This is a genomic window from Devosia enhydra (genome assembly GCF_900119845.1).
In the GTDB taxonomy this organism is placed as follows: domain Bacteria; phylum Pseudomonadota; class Alphaproteobacteria; order Rhizobiales; family Devosiaceae; genus FPKU01.
The window spans coordinates 62,390-77,895 of sequence record NZ_FPKU01000003.1; the positions used below are offsets into that span (position 1 = coordinate 62,390).

Below are 15,506 nucleotides of genomic sequence, written 5' to 3' on the forward strand. Positions count from 1 at the left end.
GGATCGCGTTCGGAAGCCGTTCGGCGCCACGCATCTATAGGCGGATTTTGGCGAAATGTGCATCCGAACACGCAAGGGTGCGACGGGCGCATTGACGCAGCCTCCACTATCCATCGCTGATGGAGGCCACGGGTTTCGACATCGCCGTTCTGGGCAGCGATCCGCTGTCGCTGCTTTGCGCCGGCATCCTGGCCGAGCAGCATGGGCGTCGGGTATGCCTCGTGTCGCGGCCGTTTGCCCAGGGTCAGCTGCCCCGCGGCGTCGACCTCAGCGTGGCACCCGCCACGCGGCCCGCACTCTGGCAGCTGGCTCTCCGCGTCGTGCCCGAAACCCGCGCCCTGCTGGAGCGGATCGGGGCCGGCGCCGCCATTTTGCCCAGCGAACCGATGCTGATCGGCAGCCATCCGGCAACGCTCGAAGCCTTGCAGCACATGCGGCACGTCGCCAGCGGATCGGGCGCGCGGATCACGCGGGTGGCGGATGTCGATATCGGTGAAGGCGCGGTCGGCTACCGGTTCAGCGGGGACTTCCAACTGGATCGCGCGCGACTGATCCCGACGCTCCTCGCTTGGCTCGAAACCTTGGGCGTGCACCTCTCGGGTCCGATCTCCGGCCCGGTTACCCTGCGCCGCGACGGCTCGGTGCGGCTGCCCGTCGAAGACCGCATGCTGCTGGCTGGCGAGGCCGTGTTTCTCGATGCCGAAGCGATCGGCGCGCATCTGCCGGCCTCGGCACGCGATCCCATCCTCAACCTTGATCCGGCACGCGCGATCCTCACCGAGCCGGCCCGCCCCCTTTCCTCTGGCGCGATGATCTATCTCGACCGCGGCGCAACGCTCACACAAGCTTCGGATGGCAGCATCACCGCCTTGCTGCGGGGCGATCCCGATTCGGCCGCCGCGCGCCTTGGCGCCTGCCTCCCTGCCCAGGGCCTGCTGCGTCGCTCGGCCGAAGCCTCATTCCTTGTTTCGGACTGCGGCGATGGCGCGCCGCTGGTGGGAACCGTGCGGGGATCCCGCGCCCGCATCGTTGCCGGCCTCGGACCCTGGGCAGCCTTCCTCGCGCCGCTGCTGGCGCGCTGGATGGTCGGCGCGGCAGAACCGGCGGAGGCAAGCATTCTGGCGGCCTTCGCGTCGCAGCGCGGAACGCCCAGACCAGCGGTTGCCGATTTCAGCGTGCCGCGCTGCCTTGCAGGCTTCTCATGAGCCTCTCCGCCGCCTCGCGCAGGCTCGATGCTGGCGCCGGCCCGCTTGCGGGACGGACCATCACGCGAGAGCGATCGTTCACCTTTCGTCTTGATGGCCAGGTCATCGCGGCGTTGCCGGGCGACACCGTGCTCTCGGCTGTTCTAGCCCATGGCATTGACAGCATCGGCACCTATAAGGGCCATCCGCTGGCCCTGCATGAGCGGCTGAGCCCCTCGGCTTTGCCGCGTCGCCATCGCGAAGAGGTTGCATCGGCGCTGCCGCTCGCCCGCATGCCTGCGGTCGAAGGCGCCGATCTCGTGACGCTGGCCCGCCCCGATAGCGCCACTGCCGGACTGGGGCAGTTGAGACAGCGGTTCTCTGCCGCCCGCAGCCTCAATTTCCGCCTCGATGCGCCGGGCGATTTCGTCGAGCCATGGCGCGACGGCGAGGTGCGCGAGACGCTGCGCGCCGATGTGATCATCGTGGGTGGCGGCGTCACCGGCCTCACTGCGGCTTTGCAGCTCGCCCGCAACGGGGTGAGCGTGGCGCTCTTTGAACGCCGCTCGGTCGTTGGAGGAGACGCGGGGTTTTATGGCGCCGTCGAGGATGAGGAGCCTCCCGACCAGCTGGTGGCGCGGATGGCGAACGAGGCCGCCGCCTTGCCCGGGCTCAGCATCCATCTCTGCGCCGAAGTCGTTGCGGTTACCGATGGCGCGGTTCGCGTGCATCTCTGCCGCCCGGACACGCATGGGCCGCGTGGCGTGATGGCCGAGGCGCAGGCCCGCCTCGTGGTTCTTGCCACCGGCACGCTCGAGCGCCTGCCGGTATTTTCCGGCAATCGGCTGCCCGGAGTCAGCGGCGCCGTCACGGCATATCAGCGCGCGGCCCAGTTCGGCCTCTGGTCGGGTTCGCCCACCATTCTGGCAACCCAGAGCAATGCCGGCTATCGCCTTGCGCTGATGGCCGGCAATGCCGGGGTCGAGATCGCACGCATCGTCGACAGCCGCGTCAACGCCCAGTCCCGCTTTATCGATTTCTGCAAGGCGTCGGGGTTTACGCTCGCCGGCGGACAGATGCCGCGCTACGCCGTCCCGCGCTCCGGCGGCAGAGGCCTTTCGGTCGGCTTTGCCATGCAGGGCGAGGAGGCGGTGCAGGCCAGTGGCCCGTTCGACTGCGAGGGGCTGGTCATTGCCGGCAGCACGCAGCCCGACATCACGCTCTGGTGCCGGGCCGGCGGTGGCGCGGTATGGAACGCGCGCGCTGGCCGGCTCGAAGGGCGCGGGGAACGCGCCGGGCTCATGATGGCCGGCAGTGCAGCGGGCCTTCGCAACACCTCGGCCTGCCTTGCCGCAGGGGCTGCCGTGGCCGCAGCCTATCTGGGCCACAAACTTCCCCTCATCGACGATACGCAGATCGAGACGGTGTTCGAAACCGCCGACGACACCAATCCGCTCGCTCCGCCCTCAGGCGAGCAGGCGATCCCGGCCTTTCTCGATGTCGGAGACACGCTGCTGACCCGTCCCGTGACGCGTCGCCCCCGGCTGGTCGATCGGCTTCTGCGCCGCCGCCCACCGCAGTGGGATCCGCTTGTGCAAGGCAGCGCATTGGGACTGTGCGACCTCGTCGCGGCGGTCCATCTGGGCGTGATCCCGCGCGGCGGCGCGGGCAGTCTGGCTGCCGAACGCTGCCTTGCCCCTGCCAGCATCGCCACCGGCCCGTCTCCGCTGCCCCCTCCGCCGCAGTTAACGGGGTTGCCGCCTTATCTGGCTGGCCGCTTCGGGCCGGCGCCGATGCTGTGGACGGTGCTGTCCGATGATTCCCGCTTTTTCGAGGTCGGGTGCCTGGCTTTCGCGGATGCCGCCGAGACTGATCCGGGCAAGGCGCTCGGGGTGATCGTGGCGCCAGCGCCAGGCCGGCGCAGCGGCGGCCTGCTGCTGCTCGGCAAGCCCGACGCCGCCCCCGGCGAGCGGTTCTCTATCCGCGACGAAAACGGCGCCGTCCCCGTGCGCCTTATCGAGCGGTTCCGTACCGACAGTCTGAGGACGGGTACGCTGACCGCTGCCGAGTCGAGACCCGCCGACAAGGCACAAAAGACCGCGCCCAAACCCTGATCGGGCTCACAGCCGTCGCGTCGCAGCCTCGCGTGCGCGCCGCAGGATTTCGGCGTGCTCGGCGCCGAAACGCAGTTCCACCAGCCGCACGGCGCGGTCGTAGCGCGCCAGCCGCACGGCCGTCGGCTCGTGGGTTCGCAGAGCTTCGCGCTGCCGCTCCGAGTGATGCTCGATCACCTGCCCCACCTGTTGCCACAGCGGATCGATGAGCGTGTTGAGCGCCAGGGAATCGCGGCAGTCCCGGGCGGTCGCCAGCATGTACATCGCGTTGAACGCCTCGAGCCCGCTTTCATGCTCGTCACTGGCGCTATCTCCGCGCAGGGCTCGGCTCAGCGTGGGCACCATGTCGCGCAGATGCAGCGCGACCCGGTCCGAGGCGTGGCGCGTCAGTCCCGAGACCACGCCGGTCCAGCGTCCGAGCGGCGCGAATTCGACATAGCCCGTCACGGCGCGGCTCAGCCTGTGGAATCGTTCGAGCGCAGCGCATGCCCGGTCGATATCGCGGAACGGCCCCTGCCCCTCCATCGCACCGAGCTGGTTCTGGGCATGCGCGAGCAGCGCCTCGACCAGCGGGGCGTAGCCGGCGCGGCCGATGGCTGCCTCGCTGCCGCTGCCCACCAACCGGATCAGCGCGCTCATGATGCGCGCCGGCTGCTGCACTTCGCCCATGGCCGCATGCATCAGCAAACCCGCGACGGTCTGGTCCTGCAGGGGCATCGATTGCAGCGCCCCGGCCAGCGCCGCCTCATCGGTCATGGCGTTGGTGGCGCGGCCGAAATCGCGGGCCTTGCCGATCACCGCCCGGCATCTGAGGGCGGTGAGCACGGCAGGCAGGCGCGAAACCACATCCTCGCCGCCCAGTTGCACGCGCATGCGTCGCTCGGCATCTTCGCTCGTGGAGGCGGCGGCGATGGCATCGCGCGCACGCGTCAGCAGAGTGCCCATGAGCCCGTCTAGCGACTCGGCCTGCTCGGCCGGCGGGGCCCCGGCAAGGGCCGCAACCAGGTCCGGCGCCAGGTCGCGTTTCATCCACGTCCATACGGACTGGGCTGTTGTGTCGTCTATGGCGCCTGCAAAGACAAAGGGTTGTGGCGCGCGCACCAGCACGCCGTCGATGAGCCCGGCGAAAGCGGGCTCGGCCCGGGTCTGGGCACGGACAGGCGAGCGATGCCCCCTCGCCATCGTGGCGGCGGGTTCAGCAGGCTCACGGGTAAAACCGGTCGGGGACATGGCTGGACGGGCACGGATCATCCGGCCCCAGACTAGTCAGATCAGGTAAACAAATCGGTCGCGCCCGGCCCTTCCCGCATCAGCTGGGGCTGGTCACGCTCCAGGTGCCGTCGGCCTCACGGCAGGCGGTGCCGCGGCGGGTATATTCGGAGCTCGTAGACTTCACCACATGGGTGAAATCGCGGCAATCGATGGCGTTCACCCGCACGAACGGGCCGACGCTCACCTGCCCGGACACCCCGCCATCGGCGGTCCAGCTGCGCGGTGCACCCGGCCGACCGAACTGCAGCGCATTATACTGGGCGTTCCGGGCATTGGCCTGCGCCGAGCTGCTCATCAGCGGCAATGCCGCCGGGTCGATGAAGCTGGCCACATCGGTCGAAGCGGCAGCCGATGCCGTCGCCACCGCAGCGCTCTGGGGCAGCGCGGCCGTCTGCATGGGTACCGACCCCTGCCCCTGAAGGGCGGGCAGGCTCGATTGTCCGACCGTGCTGCCGACGTAGGCAGGGCCCTGCGCAAGCTCGGCGGATGGCCCCATGGCGCAGGCGCCAAGGAAGAGAATCGGAAGCAGCAGCGGAAGTCGGGCGAATGAAAGCATGGAAAACCCTAGTCTTGCGGCTGTCTACATCACGTCGCAATGCGGCGAAAGTGGGTCACCCCAGCCGCGGCCCGCCCAGCCGCGCGCCTGGCAGCCGCAACTCCGCCAGAACGCCGCCGAGAACCGAGCGCTTGAGCGCCAGCGAACCGCCATAAACGTCCACCAGTTCCTTGACGATGTCGAGCCCCAGCCCGCTGCCGGGCGTCTTTTCATCGAGCCGCACGCCGCGGCGGAGCACCTTTTCGGCCTCCTCAGGCGTAAGCCCGGGCCCGTCATCCTCGACCTTGATCAGCAGCATCGGCCCGCTCTGGGCGCGTTCGGCCACCATCGAGACGGCGATCTTGCCACGGCTCCACTTGCAGGCATTGTCGAGCAGATTGCCCGCCATTTCTTCGAGGTCGCCCTCGTCGCCCCGGAACCAGGGCAGCGAGGCATCGGGCCGCACGAAGGCGATGGTGGTGCCTGAATTGAGTTTTTCCATCACCCGCACCAGCCGCAGCATCACCAGCGTCGCATCGGCGCGCTTGCCGACGATGGCGGTGCGCGAGGCAATCCGGGCCCGGTCGAGATAGGTTGAAACCAGACTCGTCATCTTGTCCGATTCCGAAACCACCACTTTGGCGAGCGGGCTCCCCTTGTGCAGATGTGCCTCGTTGCGCAGCACCGCGAGCGGCGTCTTCAGCCCATGGGCCAGATTGCCGACCTGGTTGCGGGCACGTTCGATGATCTGGGTGTTGGAGCGCAGGAGTTCGTTGACCTCCTCGGCCAGAGGCGCAATCTCGCGGGGATAGGCCCCGGTGATCGCCTGCGCCTCGCCCTCGCGCACTTTCTCGATGGCGGCCTCGAGCCGGCCGATGGGCCGCAGCGCGAGCCGCGCGCCGATGCCGCTCATGATGGCGAGCGCGATCCCCACCGCGCCCAGCACCATCAGGGTCTGGCCCCGAAATTCGCCCACCAGCGCCAGGATCTCGTCGAGGCTGCCGGTGACCATCACCTGCAGGGGCCGTCCCTCGCTGATGATGGCCCGCTCCACCGCGCGGATACGCACGCCATTGTCGTCGGTCATCACCCCGCTGCGATAGCCGTCGGGGTCGAACGGCCCAATGATCGCGGGCAGCCGCATCCCCACCGCAGAGCGCGAGAGATTGACGATATTGCCCTCGCCATCGCGGATCACCCAGTACCAGCCGGTGGCGGCCCGGCCGAAGCGCGGATCCTGGATGCGCAATTCGTCCACCTGCGCCTCCGGCTCAAGGGAACGGCCGGCCAGCGAATCGATGTGGAATTTCAGCGTGTCGGTCAGGCTGTTGTCGAGCGCACGCGAATAAAGCTCGGTGAGGAGGAACGAGGTCCCCACAAGCGCCACGATTAGCCAGGCGGCCGAAAGCCAGAACAGCGAAACCGCGATCGAGCCCCGGCGGCTGGTCTTTGGGCCGGCGGTGTCGATTGCAGCCTCTTCGCCCGCGTTCGGCTGCACATTGGAGGGTCGGGTGCTGTCGGTGCCGCTCGGCACGGTCGGGCTCACGCGTCGGCGATCTGGTAGCCGAGCCCGCGCACCGTCTGGATGCAGTCATCGGGCAGCTTCTTGCGCAGGCGGCCCACGAACACCTCGATGGTGTTGCTGTCGCGGTCGAAATCCTGATCGTAAAGATGCTCGGTCAGCTCGGTGCGCGAGATCACCTTGCCCTTGTGGTGCATCAGATAGCTCAGCAGCCGCAATTCATGGCTTGTGAGCTTGATCGCCTGGCCATCGACCGTGACGCGCCCGGCCTTGACGTCGAGTCGCACCGACCCGGCGACGATCTCGTTTGAGGCATGCCCCGCCGCCCGGCGCACCAGCGCCCGCAGGCGAGCCAGCACCTCTTCCATATGGAAGGGCTTGGCGACGTAGTCGTCCGCCCCGGCATCGATGCCCTGGACTTTGTCACTCCAGCGATCGCGTGCCGTCAGCAGAAGCACCGGCATCGTACGGCCGGCGCGGCGCCATTCCTCGAGCACCGACAGCCCATCCATCTGCGGCAGGCCGATATCGAGCACCACCGCGTCATAGGGTTCGGTATCGCCGAGAAAATGCCCCTCCTCGCCATCGAAGGCGACGTCGACGGCATAGCCGGCTTCGCTCAGGGCGTCCTTGATCTGGCGATTGAGATTGGTATCGTCTTCAACAACGAGAATGCGCATGGGTGGCCCCCCTCTGCCGCTCGCGCCTCAGCTTACCGCGAGCCGTCGACTGCGTTCAAGGCAACCCTTTGCACTTCCCCCGAGGGACTGACGAGGCTGACCGAATAATAAAGCTGCCCGCCCCGCTGGCAGACCTCGACTGCCGAGACCTCCGAGAAATTGGGCGGGATGCCGGCCATGCGCTTGACCGCCGCCCAGCTCTGGATTTCGCCGGACTGAATGGCCTGCTGGATGGCATTGGGCGAGAGGCAGGCCCCGCCCTGCGCCATGGCGGGAGATATCGTCCCGCCGATGGCCAGCATGGCCGCAATGCCCAGAACTGGAAGAAGTGCCTTTTTCATGCCTCAGTCTTTAAGGGCGAGCGGCTGAACAGGGTATGAATGATACACGCTCAGGCGTTTTCCACCGCTGTCTTGATGCCCTGCCGCAGGAACACGATGGCGAGAGCCTCCATCATCAGATGGCCCGCCGACTGCCCCTCGAAGCTCGGCAGGTCGACGCCCATCACTTGTGCCAGCCCGGCGATCGCCATGGCCAGGGCGACAATGTAGGTCTTGTAGCCGGAAAGAAAAGTCATCATTTCGCTCCAGGGTTGCGCCGGGGCTAATCCCCCGGCTGAAGTTCGGTCGCCCGCCATGGCGAGCGCTGCAGCGCGGATGGCGGCCACCCGCCGGTTCCAGCCGCGTCCGAAGGTTGCGTAGGTCGCAAGCCGGTCGAGAAAGCTCAGGCGCCGGTCGCACAGCGCCTTGATAAGACCCGCCAGTCCCACTAGCCCGATGCTGCGCCTGATGGCGGCCAGCGTGATCGGGCCGACAAATCCATCGGCCTTCGCTCCCACGATCCCCTGCAGGGTCCTGATGGCACGGTCCGGTCCCGAATTGACGGCAAAATCGAAGAGCGCCAGGTCGAGCCCGGCCGGCAGATCGGCGCCCCCGCTCCTGCGCCAGAAGAGCGCCTCGTAGATCGTCGCGGCTTCGGCGCGATCGAGCCCGCGCACCTCGGCCTTGGGCAGGCTCCAATAGGGCGAAATCCCCCGCCAGCGGGCCAGCGTCTTGCGGGTGATCCCCATATTGGTCGCCCCGCCCGGGTCGGCCGGATGGTCGGCATAGCCGCCTTCATGGGCGAGCACATGGGTGAGGCAATGGGCAAAGCGCGCGCGTGCGTCACCGTCGTCAGTCATGAAACACCCCCTGTCCCGCATGCCCCGGTCCCAGCACCGGGCTCACCTGCTGCACAGCGAAGTCGAATGCCGCCGGCAGCGCCCCGAAATCGGCGATCTGGTCGGCCGCCGAATAGAGCGCCGAGCGACCCGTCACGCCGAGAACCCGCGCCGTCTCGCCCTCGGCACTGATGGTGATGCGCCAGTCGTCCGGAACCCCATCGGCCGGCACCTCCGCAAGTGCCCAGTTGCCCGGATCGGCGCGGCTGCGGCCGATCCAGCCCAGCGTTACGTCCCCGCTTGCTGGATCGCGGATGGCTGAGAGATGCACCGGCGCCAGCGGCAAGGCCGGCCCCAGCCCGGCATTGAGGTCCAGCGCCGTGCCATCGAGATCGCCCGGTCCCGCGAAAGCGAGGAGATCGGCACTGCCACCCAGCCACCCAATGGGCATCGGCAGCAGCGCCACCTTGTCGTCGAGCACCAGCGCCAGCGCGCCGCTGGCAGCCGGCGCCATTCCGGCATCGGTGCCGTCGAGCCCGCGCAACAGCCGCGTCAGCCGATAGGTCGCCGGCGCCACGAGCTCGGCCCCGGCATAGCCGACCACCTCCCAGCCCAATTCAGTCTGTAGCAGCAGCCGGTTGGCGCCCGCCAGCACCGGACCATCCTCGGCCGATGTCGGATGCCCGCTGCCAAACCGAATCAGCAGGCTGCCGAAGGCGTCCCAAACCGCCAGCGGGCCGGCGGGTGCCGGCTCCAGCAGCGTCCCGATGCTCGCCGATCGCGTCAGCCGCGACAGCCGCTCGCCCGTTGCGACATCGACCACCGTCACCGCCCCCGGCCAGGGCCGCGCGCTAGCCGCCAGCAACAGCCGCGACTGGCCGGGATTGGCCGGGCTTGCCGGCAGATGCGCCGCTACCACCTGCGGCAATGCCCGTGGCGCCGGTCCCGGCGCGACGGGCAAGGCCCGCTCGGCCGTCACCGCCACATCGACGAGCGGCACGCGCGCCCGCGCCACCACCTGCCGCGTGCCAGCATCGCGCAACTCGGTGATCTCGAAGGGCCCCTCGCCTTCGCCAGACAGTGCAACCACGTCGCCCGGTTCGAGTCGCGTCTCGGCCTCGGGCAGCGCAAAGCGCAGCGTTTCCCCGCTCATCGCCCGCGCCAGCAGCAGCCGTTCGGCGGCGAAGCGCGCACCCGACGCATCGAGCACCAGGGCGAAATCCTCGCCCGCCAGAGCCCCGCCGCCGAACCGGCTCGCCGTCACCGTGCCGGCCAGATAATCCCGTTCCCGGTCGCCATAGCCCAGCGCGAACTGGCGGACCGCCTCACCGGGGTCGGGCCGCCGCCGCGACAGGATCGCGCCCTCGCCGGCGACGAGATCCTCGCGCTCGATCGTCGCGACCACCCGCCGCGACGGAGCCACGCTGGCCAGCCCCGCCGGCCCATCGCGCAGCAAGAGGCTCGTGGCCTCCAGCACCGGTTCGAGCGCGGCGCGGCAATTGGTCGGCCCGGTCACCCGATAGCCATGAATGAAGGGCGGTCGCGCCGCCTCCGCGTTGACCGTCACCCCGAAATCGGCGGCAATCGCCGCCACCAGTTCATCGGCCGCCAGCCCGCCGAGCCGTCCGGTCAGCCAGTGGCCCGTAACGTGATTTACCCCGTCCGCCCAGTTCTCACGGTCGCGCGGAAAAGCCGGAAAAGGCCGCGCATCCCAGGTCCAGAGATGGATATGGCCCAGATCGACCATCGGCCCGCCATAGACACTCGAGACCGGGTTGGCCGTGCCATCCGCCCAATGCCCGAGATGGGCACGCAGCACCTGCCGCTGCATCAGCGGGTCGGGCGTACCGGCCGAAAAATACGGCCGCCCGTCCTCGGCGCTCTTGGCGTCGCCGAACACATTAGGCTGGTTGGCACCCCGATCCACCGCAGCGCAACCCAGCTCGGTGAACCAGATGGGCTTGCTCTGAGGCACCCAGGCGGTCGGCTCGGGGCTCCGTACCCCGCCGATGCGCTCGTGATGGGGCTCGCGCCACCAGCTCACAATATCCTTGAACCGCCACACCCACGGCTCGCCATGCACCGCATCGGTGATCGGCGTCCTGAGCCCGGCGATGCGGTCGGCAGGGTCGGCATAATACCAGTCGAACCCCTCGCCACCGGCAATACCGGAACGCAGGTAACCGAGATCATACGGGCTCTCCCAGGCCTCGGCATCCGCATGCCGATCTCCATCGCGCCAGTCGGCGATGGGCATATAGGCGTCGATCCCCACCGCATCGATGGCGTCGGAGGCCCAGAGCGGATCGAGATGAAAGCGCCGATCCCCCGATCCATCCTGCGGCTGGTGCCCGAAGTACTCGCTCCAGTCGGCCGCATAGGTCAGCTTCACACCCGGCCCCGCCAGCGCCCGTGCCTCTTCGGCAAGCCCCATCAGCTCCGCGACGAAAGGATAGCTCCCGCCGTCCCCGCGCAGGGTCGTCAGCCCCACAAGCTCCGAGCCGATCACCAGCGCATCGGCGCCCGCCTCTCCGGCGAGGCTTGCATAATGGCGCACTATGCGCCGCAGGCCCCAGTCCCCGGTCCCGCCCACCAGTTGCGCGATCTGCGTCTCGACCGCCCCCGAACCCTCCGGCGATCCCGCCCGCCCCGGTGCCGGATCGCAGGTGATGCGGCCGCGCCAGGGATGCGCCGGCTGCCCCGCCTCCCCCGTATAGGGGTTGGGCAGCGTGTTGCCGGCGGCAATATCCATCAGCACGATGGGGTAGAGCGTCACCGAAAGCCCGCGCGCCCTCAAATCGGCGATCGCCGCCCGCACGCTCTGGTCCGATGGCGTGCCGCCATAGGCCGGCCCGCCCGCGAACTGCGAGACCACCGGCGCCGTCCCCCGCGTCAGCCCGGCCACCGACCAGCCCAGCCCGGTCACGGTCCGGTCCGATGCTTCCACCTTCGGGCTGATCGTGCAGTGCCCTGCCCGGAGGTCGCTGCCGAACCAGGCCACCACCAGCGCCACCCGTTCGAGATTGGGGCAGAGCGCCTGCAATTCGTCGAGAGATAGCGTCCAGTCCGAGAGCGAGGCGCTCTGGTGCGTATTCTCGTTGCCCGTCGCGCCCGGCCCCAAAAGCCGCACGCGCGGGCTCGGGTCGTATCCAAACTCGGTCGCCCCGGGGATCACCGTCACCGCCCGGATCTGCGGCTCGAGGTCGCCGACCACCCGGCAGAGCTCGGCCGAAATATTGGGAATGCGATTGCCGAAACCGGTGAGCGGCAGGCGCTCGAAGACGATGTAGCAGAGCCCGCGATAGGCCGGCGCCTGCCCGTCTCCCTGCCGCGCCGCGATCAGGCTGTCGACGCCCTGTGTCTCGGTGCCGCCATAAAACCGCATCGTCACGGTTTCGGGGTCGAGCAGCTGGCCATCGGCCCACACCCTGCCCAGCCGCTGCACCGCGCCCTCGCAAAACGCCACAGCAAAGCTCGCGGCGATGGTTTCGGACTCCTCCTCCCGCCCGCCACCCTTGGCGCCGGCCCCCTCCTCGGCGAGCCGTTCGAGCTCGGTCGCCCAGATGATGTTGCCCTCGAGCCGCCCCCAGCCATAAAGCCTCGGAATCGCGGCGCCCTCGGTCGAACCGGTGAGGCGGATATCGGCGCGCGCTGGTTCGCGCGGGCGCTCGCCAAAGAGCGCACCATCGATGGCCGAGCCGGCCAGCGCGCCGAGCGCCCGGCCGATGGTCGCCCCGACGGGGCCGCCCACGAGCCCGCCGGCAAACTGCCCGGCGAGCGATAATGCGAGTGTTGCCATTGCTGGTCAGCCCTTGCAGGTGTCGGTGAGGGGTGGAAAGCGATAGAGCCCGGCAATGCGCCGGGCCCAGGGGTCGGTGAGGTCGGCCTCCACCACCCCCAGCCGCTCCTGCGCGTGGATGAAACGATTGGGCGTTACGAGAATGGCGCAGTGGCGCGGCTCGGGCTGGCCCGACAGCCGGAACAGCACCACCTGCCCCGCCTCGGGCATCGGCCCGGCCGGCTGCAGCAGCTTTTCAGCCGCCGCCATCAGCGCCCCCTTGTGGCGCGGGTCGCGCAGGCTCGCGCCATAGGCGGGCACCGCCATCGGCTCTGTGCCATAAAGGCTCCGCCACACCCCGCGCAAAAGCCCGAGGCAATCGCACCCGGCCCCGAGCGTTGCGGCGCGATGCCGATAGGGCGTGCCGAGCCAGCTCCGCGCGGTGGTGATGATTGCGTCCGTGTCCGCGTTCATGACACCAACGGCCGCCCGTCGAGCACGTCCCCGCTCCTAGGATAGCGCAGCAGCAGATCGCTGCCGGGCACATGGGGGAAGCCGCGGAAGTTCACGGCATTGGCGAATTTCTCGCGGCAGGTGGCAAAACGCCGGTCGCAGCCGGCAATGACCACCAGCAGGTCGCCCGCGACGACGCGCTCGCCCACCGGCTCGGCAAAGCCTAGCACGTCGGCCTCACCCTGCCGCGACTGGCTGATGATCCGGTCGACAATCCCGCTCCGCCCGCCGCTCGTCCATTGGGCCCGTCCCAGCGTGAACCAGCCGGGCGCAAAGCCTGAAAGCCCCGCCACCTGCAACCGATACCGGTCGAGCACCGCCAGCACTTCGAGCTCGGCCCGCAGCGCCGGGGCCGAAACATCCACTCCACAACGGGCATCGCCCAGCTCGGCATCGCAGAGCGGCTGGCAGATGCGCCCCGAAACCCGCCCCAGCGCCGCCTGGCCAGAGCGCAGTTCGGCGCGAAAGGCGCCATCCTCGCGCACGATCTCGCCGATGGTCGCCACCGCCATCAGCGCCCGGGTCTCAGGCGCCCGCCAGTTGACGCGATAGGTCTCGACCCGCGCCCCGTCATAGCGCCCGAGCAGGATGTCGGCTTCCGCGATCGCGTCGGAAGCGATGACGCCCGCCACCTCGCCGGTATCGATCTGCGCCCCGAGCTTGCGCGCCACCTCCCCGCCCTCGAGCCCGCTTGTGGGCAGAAAATCGGTACCCTCGAACGCCAGCGGCCGGTCATGATCGGTAAACCCCAGCACCACCCCATCGCTGCGCGCGATGCGCCAGCACGTCGCCAGCGTCGTCGCGCCGGAGGCGATATGGTCCGCAAACGTGTCGGCGAACACTCTCATTCGAGCACCTCGATCAGCGGAATCACGGGTGCGTCGGCGGCATCGAAGCCCGAAAGCTCGATATCGAGCCGGTCGGTATCGAAGCGCACCGGCACGTCGAAGACAAAGCCAGCCGTCAGCGCCGTGCCCTCGGCGGGCGGGGACGCAAACGCCACGAGCCCGGTCAGCGCATCGACCGAGACCCCCTCCGAAAGCTCCACCCCATCCACCGCCACCCGCACCGTGCCGGCGACGGGCTTGGTGATCGGCCGCAGATAGGGATCGAAGCTCGCGCCATAGCGCTTGACCAGCTGGAACGTCGCGGTCTCCCCATCCCCCAGCCCCAGCGGCTGGTCGAGCGGCGTCGGCGCCCCGCCCGAAGGCGCCGAGGAATGGTCGAGCCCGTCACGCCACAGGAACGCGTGGAACCGCCCGCGCCGCTCCTCGAAAAACCCCAGTACCGCCTGCATGTCGGCGCGGCTCTTGATGCCATAGCCGGCATTATAGCGGCGGCGCGACTGCGCCCAGCGGCTGTTGCGCGCCTCGCGACCGCTGGCGAGCGTCACGATATCGGTCGCCCGCTCCGGCCCGCCGCGCGCGCCCAGCGCAATGTCGAGCGGAAAGCGGATCGCATGGAATGCCATGGCTCAGCTCCCCCGCGATCCGCGCCGCACGGCGCGCAAAAGCATCGCGCCGATTTCGGCCTCGCTCGCGATCACCGAGCGCGCGTCGCTGGCATTGATGGTGACCGAGAGCGACACCCCGCCCCCGCCGCCCGGCATCGCCACCCCCAGCCGGCCGTCGCTGCCGCGTCGCAGCGGAAGGATCGCCTCGGGTCCCGCTTCGCCCGCAAGCCCCGTACCACGCCCGAGCGGAAAATAGGTTGGCGTCGCGATCACCCCGCCCTTGGCGAAGGGGGTCACACCCGATAGCGCCGGGTTGGTGCCGGCAAACAGCGTCGTGATCGCCCCTTCCACCAGCGTGCCCAAGGGCTTGAACGCCGCCTTGAGCGCGATGTCGGAAAAGCTGCGGGCGATCTCGCCCAGCACGCCGTTGAGCGAGCGCCCATCCAGAACCGCGCCGCGAAAGGCGCGCGAGAGCGTCCGCGACACCCCTTCGGCGAGATCGTCGATGCGGTCGAGTTCGAGCGACACATCGCCCAGTTCCTCGCCCAGCCGGGTCGATGAAAAGCCGTCAGCCATCCCTTGCCTCCCTGTCTGGAAATTGCGCCATCAGCGCCTCGAGTCCGGCGCGCCCCAGCGCTGCCCCGCGCTGGCCGAACACCCCCTCATGGGCGCGCGCCAGTTCCAAGGGCGTCATGGCCCAGAAGGCTTTGGGCGAAAGCTTCAGCACGCCGAGCCCAAAGCGCATCGCCTCGGCCCAGGGAAACGGCGCCATCACCCCACCTCCCCGAAGGTGGCGCGCAGCAGCCGCGCCGCGATCTCGGCGGCCCCGCGCAAGCCGCCCTCGACGCTCATCTGCGCCAACTCGTCATCGGTCACATTATTGCCACCGCCGCGCAGCCCGGCCCCGATGATGGCCGTCAGGTCCCGTGCGCTCACCTTCCCCGCTCCGAAGCGCTCGGCCAGCCCCGCGAGGTCCCCCGCCCCCAGCCGCTCTTCGAGCTCGGCCAGCGCCCCCAGCGTCAGGCACAGCGTCCGCACCTCGCCCCCGATCGATGCGGCAATCTCGCCGCGATGAGAATTGGCCATTGCCTGTCTCTTGATGGTTGAAATCATTCGTTCGCCAGCCGCCGCCGAACGCGATCATCGCGAGGCTCTTGCTCTGCAGCTTGCCCCTCACCCGGTCGTCCCTGCGAAAGCAGGGACCTCTGTTTGAGAGGCAAGCGCAGCAACGGAGGTCCCTGCTTCGCAGGGACGACAGCGGACGGGGCGGCAGTCGCCCCACCCACGGAGCCCCCT

General features: G+C 69.1%; 15 protein-coding genes. 2 read left to right on the forward strand and 13 right to left on the reverse strand.

Annotation, left to right across the window (positions count from 1 at the left end; translation table 11 throughout):
- Positions 1-119: 119 nt before the first annotated feature.
- Together BT183_RS20800 and BT183_RS14985 are read left to right on the forward strand one after the other, a co-directional pair.
- Positions 120-1,205: a hypothetical protein gene (locus BT183_RS20800; RefSeq protein WP_072345039.1), complete on the forward strand. Its 1,086-nt coding sequence runs from the start codon at positions 120-122 to the stop codon at positions 1,203-1,205.
- On the forward strand, positions 1,202-3,298 hold the full coding sequence (locus BT183_RS14985) for an FAD-dependent oxidoreductase (protein ID WP_072345040.1): 2,097 nt from the start codon (positions 1,202-1,204) through the stop codon (positions 3,296-3,298). The genes BT183_RS20800 and BT183_RS14985 overlap by 4 nt, the downstream gene beginning before the upstream one ends.
- A 6-nt stretch (positions 3,299-3,304) precedes the next feature.
- Here BT183_RS14985 and BT183_RS14990 read toward each other — a convergent pair whose 3' ends face one another.
- The 13 genes from BT183_RS14990 to BT183_RS15050 all read right to left on the reverse strand — a co-directional run bounded on the left by BT183_RS14990 (position 3,305) and on the right by BT183_RS15050 (position 15,296).
- Positions 3,305-4,327 carry a hypothetical protein gene (locus BT183_RS14990; protein ID WP_072345041.1) on the reverse strand — a complete coding sequence of 341 codons (1,023 nt, stop codon included), beginning with the start codon at positions 4,325-4,327 and terminating at the stop codon, positions 3,305-3,307.
- A 280-nt stretch (positions 4,328-4,607) separates the two neighbouring features.
- On the reverse strand, positions 4,608-5,126 hold the full coding sequence (locus tag BT183_RS14995) for an RT0821/Lpp0805 family surface protein (protein WP_072345042.1): 519 nt from the start codon (positions 5,124-5,126) through the stop codon (positions 4,608-4,610).
- A 55-nt stretch (positions 5,127-5,181) separates the two neighbouring features.
- Positions 5,182-6,651: a sensor histidine kinase gene (locus tag BT183_RS15000; protein WP_072345043.1), complete on the reverse strand. Its 1,470-nt coding sequence runs from the start codon at positions 6,649-6,651 to the stop codon at positions 5,182-5,184.
- Entirely contained in the window at positions 6,648-7,307 is a 660-nt protein-coding gene (locus BT183_RS15005) for a response regulator transcription factor (protein ID WP_072345044.1), read from the reverse strand. Before BT183_RS15005 ends, BT183_RS15000 begins: the two co-directional genes overlap by 4 nt.
- Before the next feature lie 32 nt (positions 7,308-7,339).
- Entirely contained in the window at positions 7,340-7,648 is a 309-nt protein-coding gene (locus BT183_RS15010) for a hypothetical protein (RefSeq protein ID WP_072345045.1), read from the reverse strand.
- Positions 7,649-7,698: 50 nt separating this feature from the next.
- Complete coding sequence (locus BT183_RS15015; RefSeq protein ID WP_072345046.1) at positions 7,699-8,487, reverse strand: glycoside hydrolase family 108 protein; 789 nt, start codon at positions 8,485-8,487, stop codon at positions 7,699-7,701.
- The gene (locus BT183_RS15020; protein ID WP_072345047.1) at positions 8,480-12,265 is read right to left on the reverse strand and encodes a baseplate multidomain protein megatron; all 3,786 of its coding nucleotides are present in this window, start codon (positions 12,263-12,265) and stop codon (positions 8,480-8,482) included. The genes BT183_RS15015 and BT183_RS15020 overlap by 8 nt, the downstream gene beginning before the upstream one ends.
- 6 nt (positions 12,266-12,271) lie before the next feature.
- The gene (locus BT183_RS15025) at positions 12,272-12,718 is read right to left on the reverse strand and encodes an NlpC/P60 family protein (RefSeq protein WP_072345048.1); all 447 of its coding nucleotides are present in this window, start codon (positions 12,716-12,718) and stop codon (positions 12,272-12,274) included.
- Positions 12,715-13,605 (reverse strand): DUF2163 domain-containing protein, encoded by an 891-nt coding sequence (locus tag BT183_RS15030; RefSeq protein ID WP_072345049.1) that lies wholly within the window; start codon positions 13,603-13,605, stop codon positions 12,715-12,717. The genes BT183_RS15025 and BT183_RS15030 overlap by 4 nt, the downstream gene beginning before the upstream one ends.
- Complete coding sequence (locus BT183_RS15035; RefSeq protein WP_072345050.1) at positions 13,602-14,228, reverse strand: DUF2460 domain-containing protein; 627 nt, start codon at positions 14,226-14,228, stop codon at positions 13,602-13,604. The genes BT183_RS15030 and BT183_RS15035 overlap by 4 nt, the downstream gene beginning before the upstream one ends.
- 3 nt (positions 14,229-14,231) lie before the next feature.
- Entirely contained in the window at positions 14,232-14,786 is a 555-nt protein-coding gene (locus BT183_RS15040) for a phage tail tape measure protein (protein ID WP_072345051.1), read from the reverse strand.
- Positions 14,779-14,982, reverse strand: coding sequence for a rcc01693 family protein (locus BT183_RS15045; RefSeq protein ID WP_072345052.1), 204 nt, complete (start codon positions 14,980-14,982; stop codon positions 14,779-14,781). Before BT183_RS15045 ends, BT183_RS15040 begins: the two co-directional genes overlap by 8 nt.
- Positions 14,982-15,296: a gene transfer agent family protein gene (locus BT183_RS15050; RefSeq protein WP_072346231.1), complete on the reverse strand. Its 315-nt coding sequence runs from the start codon at positions 15,294-15,296 to the stop codon at positions 14,982-14,984. Before BT183_RS15050 ends, BT183_RS15045 begins: the two co-directional genes overlap by 1 nt.
- Between the last annotated feature and the right edge of the window lie 210 nt (positions 15,297-15,506).

What these genes read in the sequence shown, in the direction of transcription:
- BT183_RS15050 (WP_072346231.1), bottom strand. Translation starts at nt 15,296, where the DNA reads ATGGCCAATTCTCATCGCGGCGAGATTGCCGCATCGATCGGGGGCGAG.
- BT183_RS15040 (WP_072345051.1), bottom strand. Translation starts at nt 14,786, where the DNA reads ATGGCTGACGGCTTTTCATCGACCCGGCTGGGCGAGGAACTGGGCGAT.
- BT183_RS15045 (WP_072345052.1), bottom strand. Translation starts at nt 14,982, where the DNA reads ATGGCGCCGTTTCCCTGGGCCGAGGCGATGCGCTTTGGGCTCGGCGTG.
- BT183_RS15010 (WP_072345045.1), bottom strand. Translation starts at nt 7,648, where the DNA reads ATGAAAAAGGCACTTCTTCCAGTTCTGGGCATTGCGGCCATGCTGGCC.
- BT183_RS14995 (WP_072345042.1), bottom strand. Translation starts at nt 5,126, where the DNA reads ATGCTTTCATTCGCCCGACTTCCGCTGCTGCTTCCGATTCTCTTCCTT.
- BT183_RS15030 (WP_072345049.1), bottom strand. Translation starts at nt 13,605, where the DNA reads ATGAGAGTGTTCGCCGACACGTTTGCGGACCATATCGCCTCCGGCGCG.
- BT183_RS15015 (WP_072345046.1), bottom strand. Translation starts at nt 8,487, where the DNA reads ATGACTGACGACGGTGACGCACGCGCGCGCTTTGCCCATTGCCTCACC.
- BT183_RS15020 (WP_072345047.1), bottom strand. Translation starts at nt 12,265, where the DNA reads ATGGCAACACTCGCATTATCGCTCGCCGGGCAGTTTGCCGGCGGGCTC.
- BT183_RS20800 (WP_072345039.1), top strand. Translation starts at nt 120, where the DNA reads ATGGAGGCCACGGGTTTCGACATCGCCGTTCTGGGCAGCGATCCGCTG.
- BT183_RS14985 (WP_072345040.1), top strand. Translation starts at nt 1,202, where the DNA reads ATGAGCCTCTCCGCCGCCTCGCGCAGGCTCGATGCTGGCGCCGGCCCG.
- BT183_RS15025 (WP_072345048.1), bottom strand. Translation starts at nt 12,718, where the DNA reads ATGAACGCGGACACGGACGCAATCATCACCACCGCGCGGAGCTGGCTC.
- BT183_RS14990 (WP_072345041.1), bottom strand. Translation starts at nt 4,327, where the DNA reads ATGAAACGCGACCTGGCGCCGGACCTGGTTGCGGCCCTTGCCGGGGCC.
- BT183_RS15005 (WP_072345044.1), bottom strand. Translation starts at nt 7,307, where the DNA reads ATGCGCATTCTCGTTGTTGAAGACGATACCAATCTCAATCGCCAGATC.
- BT183_RS15035 (WP_072345050.1), bottom strand. Translation starts at nt 14,228, where the DNA reads ATGGCATTCCATGCGATCCGCTTTCCGCTCGACATTGCGCTGGGCGCG.